The sequence below is a fragment of the Streptomyces gossypii genome, assembly GCF_025165795.1.
GTDB lineage: Bacteria > Actinomycetota > Actinomycetes > Streptomycetales > Streptomycetaceae > Streptomyces > Streptomyces gossypii.
In genome coordinates this window covers 166243-187052 of record NZ_JAJAGO010000005.1, presented here as the reverse complement: position 1 = coordinate 187052, position 20810 = coordinate 166243, and the positions used below count along the sequence as shown (strand labels likewise).

The 20810-nt window shown below is 71.4% G+C and carries 14 protein-coding genes; all 14 read left to right on the top strand.

The window, feature by feature from the left end:
* Positions 1 to 101: 101 nt before the first annotated feature.
* Positions 102 to 1061, top strand: coding sequence for a PfkB family carbohydrate kinase (locus tag LHJ74_RS12415; RefSeq protein WP_260218019.1), 960 nt, complete (start codon positions 102 to 104; stop codon positions 1059 to 1061).
* Positions 1058 to 1978, top strand: coding sequence for a hypothetical protein (locus LHJ74_RS12410; RefSeq protein WP_311203288.1), 921 nt, complete (start codon positions 1058 to 1060; stop codon positions 1976 to 1978). The genes LHJ74_RS12415 and LHJ74_RS12410 overlap by 4 nt, the downstream gene beginning before the upstream one ends.
* A 39-nt stretch (positions 1979 to 2017) precedes the next feature.
* On the top strand, positions 2018 to 3457 hold the full coding sequence (locus tag LHJ74_RS12405) for an NAD-dependent succinate-semialdehyde dehydrogenase (RefSeq protein WP_260218018.1): 1440 nt from the start codon (positions 2018 to 2020) through the stop codon (positions 3455 to 3457).
* 2 nt (positions 3458 to 3459) lie between these two features.
* Positions 3460 to 4188, top strand: coding sequence for a sulfite exporter TauE/SafE family protein (locus LHJ74_RS12400; RefSeq protein ID WP_260218017.1), 729 nt, complete (start codon positions 3460 to 3462; stop codon positions 4186 to 4188).
* Between the two features lie 639 nt (positions 4189 to 4827).
* Positions 4828 to 6306, top strand: a complete 1479-nt coding sequence (locus tag LHJ74_RS12395) for a sugar transferase (protein ID WP_260218016.1) — start codon at positions 4828 to 4830, stop codon at positions 6304 to 6306.
* Between the two features lie 70 nt (positions 6307 to 6376).
* The gene (locus tag LHJ74_RS12390) at positions 6377 to 7693 is read left to right on the top strand and encodes a nucleotide sugar dehydrogenase (protein ID WP_260218015.1); all 1317 of its coding nucleotides are present in this window, start codon (positions 6377 to 6379) and stop codon (positions 7691 to 7693) included.
* The gene (locus LHJ74_RS12385) at positions 7683 to 8948 is read left to right on the top strand and encodes a glycosyltransferase family 4 protein (RefSeq protein ID WP_260218014.1); all 1266 of its coding nucleotides are present in this window, start codon (positions 7683 to 7685) and stop codon (positions 8946 to 8948) included. Before LHJ74_RS12390 ends, LHJ74_RS12385 begins: the two co-directional genes overlap by 11 nt.
* The gene (locus tag LHJ74_RS12380) at positions 8945 to 10348 is read left to right on the top strand and encodes a Wzz/FepE/Etk N-terminal domain-containing protein (protein ID WP_260218013.1); all 1404 of its coding nucleotides are present in this window, start codon (positions 8945 to 8947) and stop codon (positions 10346 to 10348) included. Before LHJ74_RS12385 ends, LHJ74_RS12380 begins: the two co-directional genes overlap by 4 nt.
* Positions 10345 to 11874 carry a Wzz/FepE/Etk N-terminal domain-containing protein gene (locus tag LHJ74_RS12375; protein ID WP_260218012.1) on the top strand — a complete coding sequence of 510 codons (1530 nt, stop codon included), beginning with the start codon at positions 10345 to 10347 and terminating at the stop codon, positions 11872 to 11874. Before LHJ74_RS12380 ends, LHJ74_RS12375 begins: the two co-directional genes overlap by 4 nt.
* Before the next feature lie 3 nt (positions 11875 to 11877).
* A complete protein-coding gene (gene asnB, locus LHJ74_RS12370) occupies positions 11878 to 13806 on the top strand; it encodes an asparagine synthase (glutamine-hydrolyzing) (RefSeq protein WP_260218011.1) in 1929 nt (642 codons plus the stop codon).
* A 25-nt stretch (positions 13807 to 13831) separates the two neighbouring features.
* Positions 13832 to 16021, top strand: a complete 2190-nt coding sequence (locus tag LHJ74_RS12365; protein WP_260218010.1) for a bi-domain-containing oxidoreductase — start codon at positions 13832 to 13834, stop codon at positions 16019 to 16021.
* On the top strand, positions 16018 to 17967 hold the full coding sequence (locus tag LHJ74_RS12360; RefSeq protein ID WP_260218009.1) for a heparinase II/III family protein: 1950 nt from the start codon (positions 16018 to 16020) through the stop codon (positions 17965 to 17967). Before LHJ74_RS12365 ends, LHJ74_RS12360 begins: the two co-directional genes overlap by 4 nt.
* A gap of 9 nt (positions 17968 to 17976) precedes the next feature.
* Entirely contained in the window at positions 17977 to 19509 is a 1533-nt protein-coding gene (locus LHJ74_RS12355) for a right-handed parallel beta-helix repeat-containing protein (RefSeq protein WP_260218008.1), read from the top strand.
* Between the two features lies 1 nt (position 19510).
* Positions 19511 to 20809 carry an O-antigen ligase domain-containing protein gene (locus LHJ74_RS12350; RefSeq protein ID WP_260218228.1) on the top strand — a complete coding sequence of 433 codons (1299 nt, stop codon included), beginning with the start codon at positions 19511 to 19513 and terminating at the stop codon, positions 20807 to 20809.
* The last annotated feature ends 1 nt before the right edge of the window (position 20810 follow it).

Below are 20810 nucleotides of genomic sequence, written 5' to 3'. Positions count from 1 at the left end.
ACGCACAGGAATGATCCGTTAGCAACATTCTCTGTTGACAAGTAAACATATCGTTGTGACACTCCCTCCATGACTCTTCTGGATTCGGGCAGGCGGTGGCCATGACACGTGTCGTCTTCGTCGGTGTCGCTACCGCGGATGTCATCGCGGTGGTCGACCACCACCCCACAGCGGACGAACGGATCGTCGCCGACGACCTGGTGCACGGCGGCGGCGGGCCGGCCGCGACCGCCGCCGTGACCGCCGCCCGGCTGGGCCTGCACACCGAACTGATCTGCACCGTCGGAAGCGACGCCCGGGGCCACGGCATCGCGGCGGAACTGGCGGCCGAGGGCGTGGGGACCCGCCACCTGCACATCGACCCCGACGTACGTACTCCCGCCAGCGTCGTGATCTCCAGCCTGCGGGAGGGGGCCCGGGCGATCTGCACCCTCCCGGTCCCCCCGCTGGTCCTCCAGCCCGAGGCGGAGGCCGCCGTACGGAAAGCCGACTGGGTGCACGTGGACCACCTCGGCTGGCCGGCCGTCGCGGCGCTGCTCGCCGACGTGCCGCCCGGACAACGCCCCCGGCTCTCCGTCGACGACGGCAACCCGGTGCCCAGCACCCTCTGCCGCCCCGCCGACGTACAGCTCTACGTCCCCACCGTCGGACGTCTCGCCGCCCGCTATCCCGACGCCGCCGCCCGCGCCGCAACGCCGGACCCGGGCGCGGCCGAGGCCGGACCCGGCGTCACCCCGGCCGAAGCCGCTCTGCTCGCCGCCGCCGGTGCCCAGCAGGTGGTGGCCACCGACGGCGCCCGAGGTGCCCTCGGCCGCGACGCCGACGGCACCGTGCACCGTGTCCCCGCCCGGCCCGTCCAGGTGGTCAGCACGCTCGGCGCCGGTGACGTCTTCCACGGCGCCCTCCTCACCGGCATCGTGCGCGATCTGGCGCTTCCCGAGGCAATGGCGTACGCCGCCGACGTGGCCGCTCTGTCCTGCCGCGCCGTCGACGGCCGTTCCGCGATCCCCGGCCACCACGAGGTCACCGCACTGTCCGGTGACGTGAAGGAGTTCGAGTGAACCTGCCCGCCTATGACTTGTCGGTGCTCGCCCGCTCCTCCGGGGCACTGGCCATGCTCGCCGTGGACCAGCGCGAGGCCATGCGGCTGATGTTCGCCGGGAACGCCGTGCCCGAACCCGACGGTTCGGTACCGGCACGGGTGCTGGAGTCGGTGCCCGACCGGAAGCTGACGGCGTTCAAGACAGCCGCGGCGCGCGTGCTGACCCCGTACGCCTCCGGGGTCCTGGCCGACCGGCAGTTCTGCTTCGACGCCTTGGTCGAGGAAGAAGCCGTCGCGCCCGGCTGCGGGCTGATCGCGGCCGCCGACCACTTCGTTCCCGGACACGGCGAGGTGGTCACGGACGCGGTGATCGACGAGGACGTGGACGCCCATACCGTGCGCGGCCAGGGCGCCGTCGCCATGAAACTGCTGGTCATCTGGCGCCCCGACGGCTCACCCGAGACGCGTACGAACATGGTGCGCCGCTTCGTGCGGCGCTGCCGGGACGCCGGTCTGGTGAGCATCATCGAGCCGGTCTCCCGCCCTCCCAGGTCCGGCGACGCCTGGGACCACACCAGCGGCGTGCTGGCCGCCGCCCGCGAACTCGGGAACCTCGGCGCCGACCTGTACAAGGGGGAAGTCCCGCACGGCGGCCGCAGCACCGACGAGGAGATCCGGCGGTCCTGCGCCGAACTCGACGAGGCGATCGCCTCGCCCTGGGTCGTGCTCTCCTCCGGGGTGCCCGCCGACGAGTTCCCGCGCGCAGTGAGGCTGGCCTGCGAGGCGGGGGCGTCCGGCTTCCTGGCCGGACGCGCCGTCTGGCGGGACTGCATAGGCGCCCCCGACCTGGAACGCGCATTGCACGAGGACGCGGTGCCGCGGCTGCGGCACCTGGTGGACATCGTGGACGAGACGGTCGCAGCGAGGGTGGGCTGAACCATGGCGACAGTCAAGGACACCGAGGAGAGGCCGGCTATGAGCGTGGTTCCCACCGTCCTGATCGACGGCGTGTGGCAGAGCCGGGACCAGCGGCTGGAGGTGCGCGCCCCGGCCACCGGGGCCCTGGTGGGCCATGTCGACCACCCGGACTCCGGCCAGGCCGTACGGGACGCCACCGCCGCCTGCGATGCGGCAGCCCGCGCGTTCACCAACTGGTCGGCGGCCACCGCCCGGTACCGGGCCGACGTACTGCTGGAGGCCGCACGTCTGATCCGGCAGCGGTCTGACCAGCTGGCCCGGCTGCTCGCCGCAGAGGCGGGTAAGCGGCTCCCCGAAGCGGCCGGGGAGATCGCCTTCTCGGCGGAGTACTTCCGCTGGTTCGCCGAGCAGGGCCGCCGCGCCGACGGCGCGATCCTGCCTCAGGAGGCTCCCGGCCGCCGCCATCTCGTGCTGCACCGCCCCGCGGGCGTGGTGGCCAGCCTGACACCATGGAACTTCCCCTGCTCCATCCAGGCCCGCAAACTCGCGCCCGCCCTGGTCGCGGGCTGCTCCGTGGTCGCCCGCGTCTCGGAGCAGGCGCCGCTGGCAGTCACCGAGTTGATCCGCTGCCTGACCGACGCGGGTCTGCCTGACGGCGTCGTCAACCTGGTGCACGGCCCGGCCGCACCCACGACGGAGGCTCTCCTCGACCACCCGGCGGTACGTGTCGCGACCTTCACCGGTTCTACCGCCGTCGGAAAGCTGATCATGCAGCGGTGCGCCCGCCGTATCGTCCGGCCGCTGCTCGAACTGGGGGGTGACGCCGCCTTCGTGGTGCTCGACGATGCCGATGTCGGATCAGCGGTGGAGGGCGCACTGCTCGCCAAGTTCCGTAACACGGGGCAGTCCTGCATCGGTGCCAACCGCTTCGTCGTGCACACGGCCGTCTACGACGAGTTCGTCAGCGAGTTCGCCCGCCGGACCGACGAACTGACCCTCGGTGACGGCCTCGCCGACCCCTGCCCTGACCTGGGTCCGCTGCTGAACCCGGTACGTGTCGAGGCGGTACGCGGCCTGGTGGACGGAGCGCTGGCCGCCGGTGCCACCCTGCTCACCGCCGAGCGTCCGGTACCGGAAGCCGGCAGCTTCCTGGCGCCCGCCCTGCTGGGGGACGTACCGGCCACGTCGGCCCTCGCCACCACCGAGGTGTTCGGCCCGGCTGCCGCCGTGTTCCGGGTGACCGACGACGCAGAGGCGCTGCGGCTGGCCAACGCCACCGAGATGGGCCTGGCGGCGTACGTCTACGCGCGCGACATCGGCCGCGCCTGGACCTTCGCCGAACGGCTGGAGGCTGGGGTCATCGGGGTCAACGAGGCACTACCGAGCGTGGCGTTCGCCCCGATGGGCGGGAGCAAGCAGTCCGGTCTGGGCCGGGAGGGGGCGGCGGCCGGACTGATGGAGTTCACCGAGCCGCAGTACCTCTCGCTCGGGCTCTAGTCGTGGAGTCCCTGCTGCTGCCGACGCTCGCCGGTGCCGGAGTGATGACCGGGGCGGCCACCCAGCGGGCGACCGGGCTGGGTTTCGCGTTGGTGGCCGCCCCGTTCCTGGTCCTCGTACTGGGGGCGCGGACCGGTGTCGCGCTGGTCAACCTACTGTCCGCCGTACTCTGCGCGATCGTGCTCCTGCGGACCTGGCGCGCGCTGGAATGGCGGCGGATGGCCTGGCTGACGGTGCCGGGACTGGCAGCGGTACCCGCCGGGATCGCGGTGATCGGCGCACTGCCGGAGCCGCTTCTGCTGGTCCTGGTCGGCACGCTGGCCGTCGGCGCGATGCTGCTCGTCCAGTGCGGCGAACAGGCCGCCACGCTGCACGGCCGGTCCGGGGCGGTGACGGCCGGTGCGATGTCCGGCTTCATGAACGTCACCGCGGGGCTCGGCGGCCCAATGATCACCGTGCACGCTCTCTCCGAGGGCTGGGACATGCGCCGGTTCGTGGCAACGGCCCAGGCGCATCTGCTCGTCATCAACTGCGTCTCGGTAGCCGCGAAGGGGCTTCCCCCCATCGGGTTCAGGGAACTGTCCGCGGCGACCGTGCTGGTGCTGGCCGGAGCGGCAGCCGGGGAGTGGCTGACGAGCAGAGTCGATCCCCTGCTGATACGGCGGCTGATGATCGCCGTCGCCCTGCTGGGCGGGCTCGCCGCCGTGCTGCGCGGTGTGCTCACCTGGTGACCGTCTGAGCAGAAGGGTTGCCACCCGGTCGCTCACTCCGCGCGCCTCGGGCACCCACAGCGGCACGCCGCAGTGCACGAACAGCGGGAACTCGTCGCCGAACTGGGCGCCGCACAAGGCCCGTGCAGCTCGCGATCACCTCCGCGTGGAAGCCCCGCCCGGGGGCCGGGCGAGCTGCTGGAGCCGCCGGTGGCGTCAAGGCACCGGTAGGCGGTCACCAATTGGTGGATCCGGTCTCAAAGCTTGAGCACGAATTGCACACATCCTCTCTACATACTGGCCCCGATGCTCTAGATTGACCGTGCTTCAGCTGTTCGGACACGAGGTGACAAATGATGATCTAGAGGTCCGGCACTGCGGAAAGCCAGCAGTCGCGTCCCCGGCGCCAGACGTAGGGGTGATCGATTCCTGGAGCCCGAGAGGGGGCCTTGGGTGCGGGGAGCACCCGAGGTTTCGACGGGTTCCGGCGCACCTCGGGAGTCTGGCCAGGACATACGAGTCTGCTGTCGCCAGGGTGGGTTGTTCAAGCAGCGCTGAAACAGCCCGGATGTCATGCGTGGGGGCGCGGGCCTCCCGGGTGGGGAGGGAGGAACCGTGTTAGGCGAGCACGTCGAAGCACTGGCGACCTGAGGGGGTTCTGTGCGGCAGGGGGGATTAGTCAGCCCGTTTCCGTCGGCGCGCGGGCGTCCGGCGAACGGGGCAATCAGTCAGCCCGCGATCGACTGGGAGCAGCGGTACCGCCGTACCGTGATCACCAGCGATACCGTGACCACCGCCTTCGTGGTGGCGGTGATCGGCAGCTTCTTCGGAGCCCGGGACGCTGCCAACTGGCACGAGAAGTGGGGAATTCTCGCATTCGGCACCGAGCTGCTCGTGCTGGGGGCGCTTGCGGTGAGCCGGTCGTGGGCTCCGGCCGTACTCGGCCAGGGCGCTGAGGAATTCCGACGGCTCGGACGCTCGCTGTTCACGGCGACCGTCGTACTGGCGCTCGGCGGGATCGCCCTCACCTCGCGCAACATCAAGCTCTGGATCTTCGTCGCGATCCCCGCGATCGCGCTCATCACCATGACCACGCGGTATCTGCTCCGCCTCTGGCTGCACAGACAGCGGAAGGAAGGACGGTGCCTGCGACCGGTACTTGCTGCCGGGAGCCTGGCCACCGTGCGCGACCTGATCACCCGAACCCGCAAGTTCCCGCACCTCGGCTGGCGGGTGGACGCGGTGTGCACGGCGGACGGTCCCGGGCTCGACGGTGGCCAACTGGACGGAGTGCCGGTCGTCGGCCGACTGGCGGATGTCGCCAGCCACATCCGCCGCGACGGCTACCGTGTCGTCGCGGTCACACCGGACCCGCGCTGGTCACCGGACCGGCTGCAGCGGCTGGCCTGGAACCTCGAAGGCAGCGATGCCGAGATGGTCGTGGCCCCCGTGCTGATGGAGGTGGCCGGCCCGCGGCTGCACGTCGACGCGGTGCTCGGCATCCCGCTGCTGCGGGTCAGCATGCCGACCTTCACCGGGGGCCGCCGGGCGGTCAAAGAAGTCGTCGACCGGATGGGCGCCGTGATCCTGCTGATGCTGTTCGCGCCGCTGATGGTGCTCATCGGGCTGCTCGTGCTGGCCGACAGTCGGGGTGGGGCGTTCTACCGCCAGCGCAGGGTCGGCAAGGACGGCCGCGAGTTCACCATTCTCAAGTTCCGCACCATGGTAGCCGGGGCTGACGGGGCACGTGCCGAGCTGGCCGATCGCAACGAGGGCGCCGGCCTGCTGTTCAAGATCCGCCGGGATCCGCGGGTGACCCGGGTGGGAGCAGTGCTGCGCCGGTACTCGGTCGACGAGCTCCCGCAGCTTTTCAACGTGCTCACCGGATCGATGTCGCTTGTCGGCCCGCGGCCTCCGTTACCGGAGGAGTCCGCCGCGTACGGCCCGGACATCCGGCGGCGGCTGCTGGTCAAGCCCGGACTCACCGGCCTGTGGCAGATCAGCGGACGCAGCGACCTGCTGTGGGAGGAGGCGGTCCGGCTGGACCTGCGGTACGTGGAGGACTGGTCGCTCGCCCTGGACGCAGTGATCTTGTGGAAGACGCTGCGTGCGGTGCTCTGCGGGCAGGGGGCCTACTGATGCGCGGGAGTCGTCGTGCCGGCGCGCGGACCGCAGGCCGGGAGGGCCTGCCTGAGGGGAGGAACGGGTCATGAGGGTCAGCGTTTTCGGGCTCGGCTACGTGGGCTGCGTGTCGGCCGCGTGCCTGGCCAGCATGGGTCACGAGGTCATCGGGGTGGACGTGAACCAGGTGAAGGTCGACCTGGTCAACGACGGCAAGGCCCCGGTGGTCGAGGAGCGGATCGGCGAGCTCATCGCCGAGGTCGTGCGGACCGGAGTGTTACGCGCTACCGGCGACGTCCGCGAGGCAGTCATGGGCAGCGAGGTGTCGCTGGTCTGCGTGGGCACGCCGTCGGAGCCCAACGGCAGCCTGTGCACCACGTACCTGGAGCGGGTCACCGAGCAGATCGGCGCCGTGCTGGCCGAGCGGGGAGGGCGGCAGACCGTCGTGTTCCGCAGCACCATGCTCCCGGGCACCTGCCTGAACCTGCTGGTACCGATACTGGAGAAGTACGTCGGCGGCACGGCCGGGGTCGACTTCGGGGTCGCGGTCAACCCGGAGTTCCTGCGCGAGGGCACGAGCGTGCGGGACTTCTTCGACCCGCCCAAGACCGTCATCGGCGAACTCGACCCGGCGAGCGGCGACGCGGTGACGGCGCTGTACGACGGCTTGCCCGGCAAGGTGTTCCGGGTGCCGGTCCCGACGGCCGAGGCGATCAAGTATGCGGACAACGCGTTCCACGGTCTCAAGATCGGCTTCGCGAACGAGCTGGGCGCGGTGTGCCAGGCGCTCGGGGTGGACTCGCACCAGGTGATGGATGTGTTCCTGGCCGACCACAAGCTGAACATCAGCCCCGCCTACCTGCGGCCCGGCTTCGCCTTCGGTGGCTCCTGCCTGCCCAAGGACCTGCGCAGCCTGGTTTACGCGGCGCAGCGGGCCGACGTCTCGGTGCCCATCCTCGCCCACGTGCTGCCCTCCAACTCCGCACACCTGCAGCGCGCGGTGGAGATGGTCGAGCGCACCGGCAAGCGCCGGGCGGGCCTGTTCGGGTTGTCCTTCAAACCCGGCACCGACGACCTCCGCGAGAGCCCGCTCGTCGAACTGGCGGAGAGGCTCTTCGGCAAAGGTTACGACCTGCGGATCTACGACGCCAACGTGAGCCTCTCCCGGTTGCTCGGCGCGAACCGCGAGTACATCGAGACCCGGCTGCCACACCTCGCGCAGCTGCTTGCGGACTCCGTCGGCGAGGTGCTCGAGCACGCCGAGGTGTGCCTGGTCGGGACCAGGGATCCGGCCGTACTGTCGGCGCTGCCCCATGGCGACGGCCCGGTGCTCATCGACCTCATCCGCCTTCCCGACGCCGAGGCGCGCCGGGCCGAACAGGGGTACATGGGCCTTGCCTGGTGACGCAACCAGCGGCGACCGGCCGGACCGGCGCGCGCTGATCCTGGTGGAGAACCTGTCGGTGCCGTTCGACCGACGGGTGTGGCAGGAGTGCACGACGCTGCGCGACGCGGGCTGGAAGGTGCACGTCATCTGTCCCCGGGGGAGTACGCGGGACACCGAGCCGGAGGCAGAGATCGACGGGGTGCGGATCCACCGCTACCCGTTGCGCGCGGCCACCGGAGGGCCGGCCGGCTACCTGCGGGAGTACGGATCGGCGTTGTGGCATACGGCCCGGCTGGCCCGCAAGGTCGGCCCGGTCGACGTGGTCCACGCCTGCAACCCGCCCGACCTGCTGTTCCTGCCGGCACTGTGGCTGAAGCGGCGCGGCGCGCGGTTCGTCTTCGACCAGCACGACCTGGTACCCGAGCTGTACCTCTCCCGGTTCGACCGCGGCGAAGATCTGCTCTACCGCGCCGTGTGCGCGCTGGAACGGCTGACCTACCGGGCCGCGGACGTCGTGCTCGCCACGAACGAGAGTTACCGGGACGTCGCGATGCGCCGTGGCGGTCGGCGGCCGACGGATGTTTTCGTGGTGCGCAGCGCGCCCGAGACCGACCGGTTCCAACCGGTGCCGCCCGAGCCGGAGCTGAAGCGCGGCAAGCCTCATCTGCTGTGCTACCTCGGCGTCATGGGCCCTCAGGACGGCGTCGACTACGCCTTGCGGGCCCTTGCGAAAGTGCGCGACGAGCTCGGGAGGACCGACTGGCATGCGGTGTTCGTCGGCGCCGGCGACGCCTTCGACGCGATGGTGGAGCTGTCCCGGCGGCTCGGACTCTCCGAGCAGGTGCAGTTCACCGGGCGCATTCCGGACACCGACCTGGTGCGCTACCTGTCCACCGCGGACGTGTGCCTTTCACCCGACCCGCGCAATCCACTCAACGACGTGTCGACCATGAACAAGGTCCTGGAGTACATGGCGATGGGCCGACCGATCGTCTCGTTCGACCTCCGGGAGGCGCGAGTCTCCGCCGGTGACGCCGCCGTCTACGCGCCCGCCAACGACGAGGCTGAATTCGCCAAGCTCATCGCGCTGCTGCTGGACGATCCGCCGATGCGGGCCCGGATGGGCAAGATCGGCCAGGAGCGGATCAGCGGGCAGCTCTCCTGGCGGAACTCCCAGCGATCGCTGCTCGCCGCCTATGCCGTTGCCTGCCGTGACCACACCCCGGTCTCGGCGCGCGACGCGGTCCGGACACGGAAGAGGCCGCGCCGTTGAGCGATGACACGATACGCCTGGTCACGATCGGGCGGATTCTCCGTCGGCGCTGGCGGCTTCTCGCCATCCTCGCCGTGGTGGGCGCGCTCGTCGGCTACGGCACCTCGCTGCTGGTTCCGCCGCGTTACACGGCGTCGGCATCGGTACTGCTGCCGGGGCAGTGGGAGGAGCGCGAGCTGCTTACTCAGGCGGAGATCGCGACCAGTTCGGTGGTGGTCGACCGCGTGGCTGCCACGCTCCGCTGGACCGGAGTCAGCGGCAGCGAGTTGCGGGATCGAGTGAGCGCCAAGGCCGCCGACGGGAACATCATCAAGATCTCGGGTACGGCCGACACCCCGGAGCGCGCGCAGCGGCTCTCCGACCGGGTGGCCGAGCAATTCGTGACATTCGCCGCGCAGATCACAGGCGACGGCGACGGCACCGACCCCGACGCGGCGGCGGGACCCGAGACACTGCGGCAGAAGGTGATGCAGACCAACCGCCGCATCACCGAACTGGCGAACGCGGCCGATCCGGGGCAGACCGTGGAGAGCGTGCAGGCGCGCACCGAGCTCGCGAAGCTGCGCGCCGCGCTGCAGGATGCCGTGAAGAAGCTGGAACAGGCCGAATCGGCGACCGAAAAGGCCGGCATGCTCGTCATGGGACCGGCGGCCCGGCCGGCCGGCGAGGCACCGCCGACGAGGACCCAGCTCATCGTCGGTGGGGCGCTGCTGTTCTTCCTGCTCTCGGTCATCGGCCATCTCGCCGCCGCACGGGGGAATCGCCGACTGCACACCGAAGGGGAGATCGCCGCGGCGCTGGGCTCAGCGCTGCTGGGTACCGTCGACGTACCTGGTGAACGGCCCGCGCACGGGCCAAAAGGCCGTGGCGCGCGGGCCTGGATCCGCCGACTGCTGGGCGTCGACACCCGGTGGGAGACACCGGCCCCGCAGACGTCCGGCGACGAGGCCAGCAGGCGGATCCGCTACCGGAGGGTGTGCGCTCGCCTCCGGGACCAGCTGCCGCCCCCCCGGCGGCTGCTGGTCGTCGTACCGGACGGCGACGAGATCGCCCGCCGGGCCGCCGGGCAGCTCGTCGCCGAGGCTGAGAGCGATCCTTCCCCAAGCTCTTCGAGCAGGGGAGACCCCGTGCTGCGGGTGGCGGAGGTTTCGGTGTCCCATCCGATGGTGCCGGACCGCGACACCGAGTCCGGTGCCCTGGTCGTGCTCAGCGCGGGCAGCTGGACCGCGCAGGAGCTCGCCGGCATCGCCGAGGCATGTGCGGACGGCAGGCATGAGGTCGTCGGCATCATCGTCGCCGGCACGGTCCGGGCCCGTCCGACGCGGCCTGCCGGCCATCCTCCGGACAACGCCACTCCGGCGCTCGCGGTTCGCGGCCACGCGACGGGAGGTTCTGTGTGACGACGAGCAAGACTGCCGAGTCGTCGGCCGCCGCTCCGCTGCTGGACCTGCAGGCGCTGGTGGTGGCGGTGCGCAGGCGCCGCCGACTCTGGTGCTCCGTGGGGCTGCTGGGGCTGCTGGTCGGCGTGGCGGTGACGGTCCTGCTGCCGCCGCCGCCGACCGCGGTGACCAAGGTGCTGGTCGCGCATCAGGAGGACCAGCCGAACGACACCGGAACGCTGATCCGCACCGACGTCGAGCTGCTGGGGACCACGCGGATCGCCGGCAAGGCCCTGCAGGCCCTCAAGTCCCCGGAAGACCCGGAAGACTTCATACGGGACTACCGGGGTACCGGCTTGACCAACAACCTGCTGCAGATCGAGGTGGCAGGTGACAGCGACGCGGAGGCGGTGGCCCGGGCCAAGGCGCTGGCCGACGCGTTCGTCGCGGACCATGTGAGGCGGATGCGGGAGGCCGCGGAAGCCGAGGCCGAGGCCCTGCTCGACCAGCGTGAGCGCATGCGGGACGAGCTCGCACAGGTCAACAAGGCGATCGGGGACCGATCGCCGGGGAGCGACCCGAAAGCCTCGGCGAGCTTCGAGTCGCTCTTCGCCCGCCGGGCCGAGCTCAACTCGCGGATCGCTGATTTCGACCAGCGCGCCGCGGATGCGCGCACCGGCGCGCCCAAGGTCATCGTCGGCACGCAGATCGTGGACGCCCCGCGCGCGGTGCAGCACTCCCTGCCCAGGGCCGCTGTCACCAACGCCGCGATCGGGCTCGTCCTCGGGCTCGTGCTCGGGCTCGTGCTGGCCGCGGTCGGCACGGTGGTGGCGGACCGCCCCGTACTGCGCCGGGAGATCGCGGCGAACCTGGGCACCTCGGTCATCACAGAGCTGCGCCGAGCGCCCCACCGGTCGGCCGGGCTGTGGCAGCGCGGACGGACCCGGGCGGCACGCGAACGGCTCACCGCGACCCTGGCCCGCACCGTGCGCGGCTCCGCGGAACCGGTGTCGCTGCTGGAACTGGGCTGTGCGCGCAGCACGAGCGTGATCGCCCTGAACGTCGCCAGGGCACTGGCGGCGGAGGGGCCCGTGGTCATCATCGACGGTCTGCCCGGCCCGCAGCTCGCCAACAGCCGCCAGAAGCCCGGAGACCCGAGCGTGGTCAGCGGCGAGGGTGCCGCGGACGTGCCGCATCAGGCGCGTCGGCTCGGCGTCGGCTCGGTCGCGCCCGGCACGGCGTGGACCGACCTCCACCACCTCGGTAGCCAGACCCTGCTCGTCGTGCGTGCCGGGCACGGCAGCGCCGCATGGCTGCACACCGTGGCGCGGCAGCTCGCGGACCAGCGCATTCCGGTGATCGGTGTGGTGCTCATCGACCCCGATCCGCGTGACCGGACCGACGGCACGCTGTGGGACGGGCTGCACACCGCGCTGCGAGGCCCTTATGAGCGGCCGGCCCGGCAGAACGGGACGGGCCAGCCGCGGACGGGACGGCCGTCGATGCCGGCCGCACAAGTCCCGTACAGCGATCAGGAGGCGCGGTAGAACATGTGTGGTATCGCAGGCACTTACCGATGGCCGGACGGGAAAGTCGTGACCGACCGGCTCACCGAGGTCCTGGCCCACCGCGGCCCGGACGGAGCGGGCCGGTACAGCCACCTTGCCGGTGACGGCGAAGTGCACCTCGGGCACCGCCGGCTGGCCATCATCGACCTGTCCGAGACCGGCACCCAGCCGATGGTCTCGGGCGGCCTCGCCCTGACCTACAACGGCGAGCTGTACAACGCGCCCGAACTGCGTGCCGAGCTGGCAGCCGCTGGGGTGCGCTTCCGCGGTACCTCCGACACCGAGGTGCTGCTGGAGGCCTGGCGGCGCTGGGGCACCGACTGCCTGCCCCGGCTGCGCGGCATGTTCGCGTTCGCGGTCTTCGACGAGCGAACCGGTGACCTGGTGCTCGCCCGCGACCAGCTCGGCGTCAAGCCGCTGTTCCTGCTCCGGCGCGGTGCGGGGCTGATGTTCGCCTCCGAGCTCAAGGCACTCGCCGCGGTGACCGGCGGGTCGCTGCAGGTGGACCAGGCGGCGCTGGTGGCCTCGCTGCTGTACTACTGGGTGCCGGACTCGCGCTGCGCGTTCCGCGAAGCGGAGAAGCTGCCGCCGGGGAGCTGGCTGCGGTGCCGGCCGGACGGCCGGATCGAGCGCGGCCGGTACTGGAACCTCAGGGACGTCGCCGGCGAGGCCCGGGAACGGGCTCGCGGCGGCGAGCAGCCGGACGTGGCTGCCATCGTCGAGGAGTCGAGCCGGCGGCACCTGCTCTCCGACGTACCGGTGGCGACCTTCCTCTCCGGCGGGCTGGACTCCAGCTACCTGACCGCGCTGGCGGCCCGCCACCAACCCGGGATCTCCGCGTACACGATCGGGTTCCGCGCCGAGGACGCCAAGTTCGAGGCGATGCCGGACGACCTGCGCTATGCCCGGCGGGTGGCCGAACGCTTCGGTGTCGACCTGCATGAGATCGAGATCGCTCCGAACGTGCTCGACCTGCTGCCGCGGATGACCTACCACCTGGACGAGCCGATCGGCGACCCCGCCGCGATCAACACCTTCCTCATCTGCTCGGCCGCCCGACAGGCCGGGGTCAAGGTGATGCTCTCGGGGATGGGTGCCGACGAGCTGTTCGCCGGGTACCGCAAGCACCTGGCCAACCTGCTCGCGCTGCGCTACCAGCGCATCCCGCGGCCGCTGCGGCGCGGCCTTTCCGCGAGTGTGGACCGGCTGCCGGTGGCCACGTCCCGCCGGGGCTACCGGTCGGTGCGCTTCGCCAAACGGTTCCTCTCCTTCGCCGATCTGCCGGAGGAGACCGCGTTCCGGCGCAGCTACACCATGTACGACCGGGACGAGCTGCTCGCCCTGGTCCACCCGGACTTGGCCGGGACGGTCCAGGACGTGCTGACCGAGCATGCGGACACCTACCAGGACAACGACCTCGACGACTTCGTCAACCGCATGTGCCTGGGCGACACCCGGATGTTCCTGCCGGGCCTGAACCTCGCCTACACGGACCGCTCGAGCATGGCCGCGTCGACCGAGGTGCGGGTGCCCTACGTGGACATCGAGGTGGTCAAGGCGGCGTTCGCCGTGCCCGGCGAACGCAAGATCGTCGGACGGCAGGGCAAGGCCGTCCTCAAGGAGGCGGCCACCTCGATCCTGCCCCGGGAGATCGCGTACCGGCCCAAGGGCCTGTTCAGCGCCCCGCTGCGCGCCTGGATGAGCCGGGATCTGGCACCGCTGGTGCGCGAGGTGGTGCACGACGGCGTGCTCGTCAGTTCCGGCATCCTGCGCCGCGACGCGCTGGCGCGGATGGTCGCCGAGGACGCCGCCGGGCAGCGGGACTTCTCCAAGCATCTGTGGCACGTGCTGACCCTGGAGTACTGGTATCGCGGCGCGACCTCTGGCTCGGGCCAGAGCCAAGCGGCTTGACGGCGCAGGAACAAGAGGAGCTCGGGTGAAACAGGTTGTGCAGAACTACAAGAGCGGTGAGCTGTCGCTGCTCGACGTGCCGGTTCCGGGGTGCAAGCCGGGCGGTGTGCTGGTCCGCAGCGCCTACTCGCTGATCTCCACCGGGACCGAGCTCATGAAGGTGTCCGAGGCCGGTATGTCGATGGTGGGCAAGGCCCGCTCCCGGCCGGACCAGGTGGCCAAGGTCATGCAGAGCGTGGCCACCAACGGGTTATCCGCCACCTACCGCAAGGTGACCAACCAGCTGGACTCCTACACGCCGCTGGGCTACTCGCTGTGCGGAGTGGTCGAGCAGGTCGGCACCGGGATCGACGATGTGGCGGTCGGTGACCTCGTGGCCTGCGCCGGCAATGAGCACGCGTTGCACGCCGAGCTGAACTGGGTGCCGAAGAACCTCTACGCCCGGGTGCCGGACGGCCTCGCACCGCGGCACGCTGCCTTCGGCACCGTCGGGTCGATCGCGTTGCAGGGCGTCCGCCGCGGCGAGTCACAGCTCGGCGACGTGGCGCTGGTCATCGGCCTCGGTCTGATCGGGCAGCTGGTGGTGCAGCTGCTGACCGCCTCGGGGGTCCGCGTCGTCGGCGTCGACCCCGACCCGGTGCGCTGCGAGCTCGCCGAGCGCCTGGGCGCTGCGGCCTGCGGCGCTCCCGAGCCCGCGGCCGTGGAAGCTGCCGTCGCCGAACTCACCGGCGGTCACGGGGTTGACCAGGTGTACCTGGCCGCAGGCGGCGGCAGCAACCAGCCCGTCGAGCTGGCCGCCCGGGTGAGCCGGGACCGCGGCCGGGTCGTCGACATCGGCAAGTGCCGCCTGGACCTGCCGTGGAACGCGTACTACGAGAAGGAGCTCGACGTCCGGTTCTCCCGCTCCTACGGCCCCGGGCGCTACGACCCGGAGTACGAGCTTCAGGGGCGGGATTACCCGATCGGCTACGTGCGCTGGACCGAGCGCCGCAACCTGGCGTGTTTCCTCGATCTCCTCGCCCGCGGCCGCGTCGACGTGGAGCCCCTGGTCTCCCACACCGCCGACTTCGATGACGCCGTCGAGACCTACCAGCGCCTCAAGGACGGCGACCTGAAGGCCGTGGCTGTGCTGTTCCGCTACCCCGGCCCGGCTGAACACCCAGCCGAAGCGCAGGCCCCGGCGGTGGCCGTGCCCGCGGTGCGACGCGGCGGCAAGGTGCCCGCCCCGGCCCGGCCTGCCACGGCGCCGGTGCGGCTGGCGTTCGCCGGCGCGGGAAACTACGCGACGTCGATGCTGCTGCCGCACCTGGCACGGCGTGACGGCGTCGAGTTGTCCACGGTCGTCACCACGACGGCGCTGTCCGCGGCCAACGCGAAGCGGAAGTTCGGCTTCGCCGAGGCGACCACCGATCTCGACGCCGTGCTCGGCGACCCGTTGATCGACGCGGTGTTCGTGGTCACCCGGCACAGCTCGCACGCCGAACTGACCCGGCAAGCACTGCTGGCCGGCAAGGCGGTGTTCGTGGAGAAGCCGTTGGCGCTCACCGAGGACGAGCTGGCCGGCGTGCTCGCGGCGGTCGAGGAGTCCGGCAACGACCGGCTGCAGGTGGGCTTCAACCGCCGGTTCGCACCGTTGCTGCGGGAGGCCAAGAAGCGGTTCGGCGCCCGGACCGGCCCGGCGAGCGTCCGCTACCTCGTCAACGCGGGCCGGCTGCAGCACGGCAGCTGGTACCTCCGGCAGGACACCGAGGGCTCGCGGTTCGCCGGCGAGGGCGGGCACTTCATCGACACGGCGAGCTGGCTGCTCGCGGCCGACCCGGTCTCGGTGTACGCGCTCGCCACGCCCGGCAACGAGGACCTGCAGGTCGTGCTGCGGTACCCGGGCGGGTCCACCGCCACCATCAGCTACGTCACCACCGGCCCGGCCGGCTTCCCCAAGGAGACGCTGGACCTGGTCGCGGACGGCCATGCGCTGCGGCTCGACGACTTCGTCCGTGCCTCGGTGTACGGCCGCAAGCGGTGGGTCAGTTCGCGACTGCCCAAGGCCCGGGACAAGGGCCAGCGCGCGGAGCTGGACGTGTTTCTCGAGGCCGTGCGGACCGGCGGGCCGATGCCGGTGCCGCTGGAGTCGCTGGTCGCCACCACGGCGGCCACCCTCGCCGTGCAGGCCAGCCTGGTCGGCGGCGCGCCGGTGACGTTGGCGAGGGCGCGATGACCATGAGCGCTGCTCCGGGCTGGTACCTGCGGCGGTTGTCCCGGATGGGCCCGCGGGAGGTCGGCGGGCGGGTGGGAGACGCGGTGCGCAGGCGGCGGTGGCGGTCGGCGCTGCCGGACTGCCCGCGCGTGACCGGCGCCCGGTTCACCGCGGTACTGCCCGCCGGGACGATCGCCGCGGTGCCACCGGAAGCCGCGAAACGCCTCATCGCCGAGGCGGACCGGCTGATGGACGGGCACGCCGGGTATTTCGGGGTGCACCGCGACGACCTGGCCGACCCGGACTGGTGGTACGACCCGAAGACCGGGCGCCGTGCTCCGTCGGGTTACGCCTTCGACGTGCCGTACCGGAACGAGGACGCGGTCGGGGACATCAAGCAGATCTGGGAGCTGTCCCGGCACCAGTACCTCACCGTGCTCGCCGCCGCCTACGCGGTCACCGGGAACGACCGGTATGCCGAGCGAGTGGCCGAGCACCTGCGCTCGTGGTGGGCGGCCAACCCGCCGCTGCGCGGAGTGCACTGGACCAGCGGCATCGAGCTGGGCATCCGGTTGCTTTCCTGGGTGTGGATCCGCCGGCTGCTCGACGGCTGGCCGGGCGCGGCCGGGCTGTTCGAGGGCAATCCGGTGGCGCTCCACCAGATCTGGCACCACCAGCGCTGGCTGGCCGCCTTTCCCAGCCGGGGGTCTTCGGCGAACAACCACGTCATCGCCGAGGCCGCCGGGCAGTGTGCAGCGGCCTGCGCGTTCGGGTGGTTCCCCTCCTCGGCGCGTTGGCGAGCCGGCGCGCTGCGTTCGCTGGAGCGGCAGCTGCGAAGCAATACCTTCGACTCCGGCCTCAACCGCGAGCTGGCCAGCGAGTATCACGGACTCGTGCTGGAGCTCGGCCTGGCCGCGCTGGCCGAGGCGGATGCCGCGGGCGTGCCGGTCCCCGCGTCGATCCGGCTGGTGCTGCTGCGCATGACCGACGCGCTGGCGGCCATCGTGGACAGCCGGCTGCGGCCGCCGCGCCAGGGGGACGCGGACGACGGGCACGGTCTGGTCGTGGACGGCGCGGGCACCGACCGCTGGGCCTCGCTGCTGGCTACCGGGGACGCCGTGTTCGGGTCTCTCGCCTGGTGGCCGGCAGTGACCGGCACTGATGTGCGCACCCCGCTGCTGGCCGCGCTCATCCGGCCCGCGGCACCGGCCGTGACCCGCCCGGCAAGCCGGCCGGCCCACTTCGCCGACGCGGGCATGACCATCCTGCGCGGTCCGGAGGAGATCTGGTGCCGCTGCGACGGTGGTCCGCACGGCTTCCTGTCCATCGCCGCGCATGCCCACGCGGACGCGCTGTCCGTGGAGGTCCGGCACGACGGGGTCGACGTGCTCGCCGACCCGGGGACGTTCTGCTATCACGGGCAGCCCGAGTGGCGGCAGTACTTCCGGTCGACCCTCGGCCACAACACCCTGCAGATGGACGGCGGTGACCAGTCCGTCTCCGGCGGCCCGTTCCTGTGGACCCGGCATGCCCGCAGCCGCGTCCTGGTCGCGGACACAGCCGACGAGGGTGTGTCCCGCTGGTGCGCCGAGCACGACGGTTACCGGCGCTCCGTGCACCGCCGCCGGGTGGAGCTGACCGCCGCAGCCAAGGAGCTGCGGGTGGTCGACGAGGTGCGCGGCCCGCGCCGGGCCGTGCGCCTGGCCTTCCACCTCGGGCCGGCGATCGCCGCGGACCTGGGGGGAAACCGGGCCGTGCTCACCTGGACCCGGGACGGCGAGGACCGCACCGCGGTACTGGACCTGCCCGAAGAGCTGAGCTGGCGGGCGCATCGCGGCGAGACCGATCCGCCACTGGGTTGGTACTCCGCCGGCTTCGGGCGCAAGGAACCCGCCACGACGCTCATCGGCACCGGCTTCGCCGACGGCGCGCACGGGTTCACCACCGTACTCGGATTCCGCGGCTAGGGGGCTCGCGTGGGGATCAAGTGGCGGAACCGGGCGTTGCCGGTGGCACCGCTGGCGCTGGCCGTGCTGGCGACCGGCTGTGTGAGCACGCCGGGCGCCCCGGCGGCGGAGCCGACCGGTGCGCCCTCCACATCCGGGGCCCGGACCGTGGCCCGGGCGTGCGCCAAGCCTGCGGCCGGGCCGGCGAAGGCGCCGGCGGGCGCGGTGACGGTCGACCCCGCGGTGGTCGGTGACCTGGCCGCGAAGACCCGCAGCAGTCCCCCGAACACCACGTTCTGGCTTCGGCCGGGCAAACACCGGCTCAAACCGGACCGCTACTCCCAGGTCATCCCCAAGAAGGGGAACCGCTACCTCGGCGCACCGGGCGCGGTGCTCGACGGCCGCAAGACCAACCAGTACGCGTTCGGCGGTACCGCCCGCGACGTCACCGTCCGCTACCTGACCGTGCAGCGTTTCGTCGCGCCGCACAACGAGGGCGTGGTCAACCATGACTCGGCCGACGGGTGGGTGATCGAGCACGCGAAGATCCAGCACAACTCCGGCGCCGGACTGATGGCCGGTGCCCACCAGCGGGTCCGCGCCAGTTGCCTGCGCGGCAACGGACAGTACGGCATGAACGCGTACAAGGCCGGCGACTCCATCAGCGACCTGGTGGTCGAGGGCAACGAGATCGTGGGGAACAACACCGGCGACTGGGAGCGGCGGCGGCCGGGCTGCGGCTGCACCGGAGGCGTCAAGTTCTGGGCCGTCAACGGCGCCGACGTACGCGGCAACTGGGTGCACGACAACCGCGGAGCCGGGTTATGGGCGGACACCAACAACAACGACTTCCGCATCGAGGACAACGTGCTGGAGGCCAACGACGGTGCCGCGCTGATCTACGAGACCAGCTACAACGCGGTCATCCGGAAGAACACGATCCGGCGGAACAACTGGGTCGAGGGCCGCAGGCACGCCGACCGCGGCGACAACTTCCCGTTCGCGACCCTCTACCTGTCCGAGGCCGGCGGGGAACCACGGATCCGAGCCCGCACGGACAAGATCGAGATCTACCGGAACGTGCTGGAGAACAACTGGTCCGCGATCACCCTGTGGGAAAACGCCGACCGGTTCTGCAACAGCCCGGCCAACACCTCGTCCGGTGACTGCACGTTGCTGGTGCCGCACTCCGACCGCTGCGCGCGGCCGGCGATCGCCACCGCACCGCTCTACGCCGACTGCCGGTGGAAGACCCAGCGGGTGGACATCCACGACAACCGCTTCGTGCTGGACAAGTCCGTCGTCGAGTGCACGGTGAAGTGCGACCGCATGGCGGTGCTGGCCAACTACGGCACCTATCCGGACTGGTCGCCGTACCAGGGCGAGCGGGTCGCCGAGGCGATCACCCACAAGCAGCACAACCGCTGGCACGACAACGTCTACCTCGGACCGTGGAAGTTCGTCGCCCACGACCCGAGCCGGGTGCTGGACTTCGGGCAGTGGCAGGGCACGCCTTATGAGCAAGACGCGGGCAGCACCCTCGACCCACGGGCCGGTGGTTGAGATGGGCGAGGACCTGCGGCGCGCTGGGCTGCCGGGCGGAGCGGACACGGCCGGCACGCAGTCCGGCGCCGAACCGCTCCCTGCCGTCACACCGAAGCTCGTCGGGATCGTCTGGGCGTTGCTGATCCTCAACACGCTCGGCTCCGCCGGGGCGGAGACCATCATCCCGCTGCCCCGCTCCCTCATCCAGATGGTCACCATGGGCGCGCTGGTCGCCGCGTTCACGCTGGCGCTCGCCGTCAATCTCCGGCTGCGCATCCGAGCCAGCGCCTTCGTGCTCCTGCTCACCCTGCTGCTGGTGCCGAGCGTGATCTCCAGCGTGCAACTGGAGTCCGGATTGGGCGCGCTGTTCCGCTGCGCCCGGCTGGCTCTCTTCGTCGGCACGCTGTGGCTACTCAGCCGCTGGTGGGACGGCAGCCTGACGTTCGTCCGGCACCACATCCGGATGTACTTCGCGGTGCTCGCGTCGGTCGCCGCCGGCGCGGTCATCTCACCGGGCACGGCCAGGCCCGAGATCTACGGCGGGCGGCTGGTCGGCGCGTTGTGGCCGCTCACCCCGCCGCAGATCGGACAGTACGCCGCGGTGATCATCGGGCTCACCGTGCTGCTCGTACTGGGCCGTCGGACCGACAGGGCCGGCGCGGCGGTAATCATCGTGCCCTCACTCATCCTGCTCGCGTTGACCCATACCCGGACGGCCACGCTCGGCCTGCTCACAGGGTTGGCCTTGGCGATCGGCTCGCTCGTTCTGACCAGTGCCGCCGCCCGCCGGTTCTTCACCTGGGCGGTGCTGTGCACCGCGGTGGCCGCGGTGGGGTTCGCCCCCGCGCTACGGGCGTGGTTCCTTCGCGGACAGAGCCAGGAGCACCTCACCAGCCTCACCGGCCGGGCCAAGGTCTGGGACGCCCTGCTGGCAGCGCCCCGGACGACCGCGGAGAAGTCGTTCGGCATGGGCCTGGGCGACAAGTCGTTCGGCGGGCTGCCGATCGACAACAGCTGGCTGGCCGTTTACCACGAGCAGGGTTGGACCGGCCTCACCCTCGTGGCGGCGATCATCATCGTGCTGGGCGGCGTCGCGTTGCTGCGGCCACCGTCGCTGCCGAGGGCCTGCGCGATCTTCCTGATCAGCTACTGCGCGATCGCGTCGTACACCGAGGCCGGGCTGGGTGACGCCTCGCCGTATCTGCTGCATCTGGCCGTGGCCGCCTCGCTGCTGGCGGCACCTGCCGCGGCCACGCCCCTCGCGACGTCCGAACCCCCTCGACGACGTGTCCCGCGAGGGGCCCGGGATGGGAGATGAC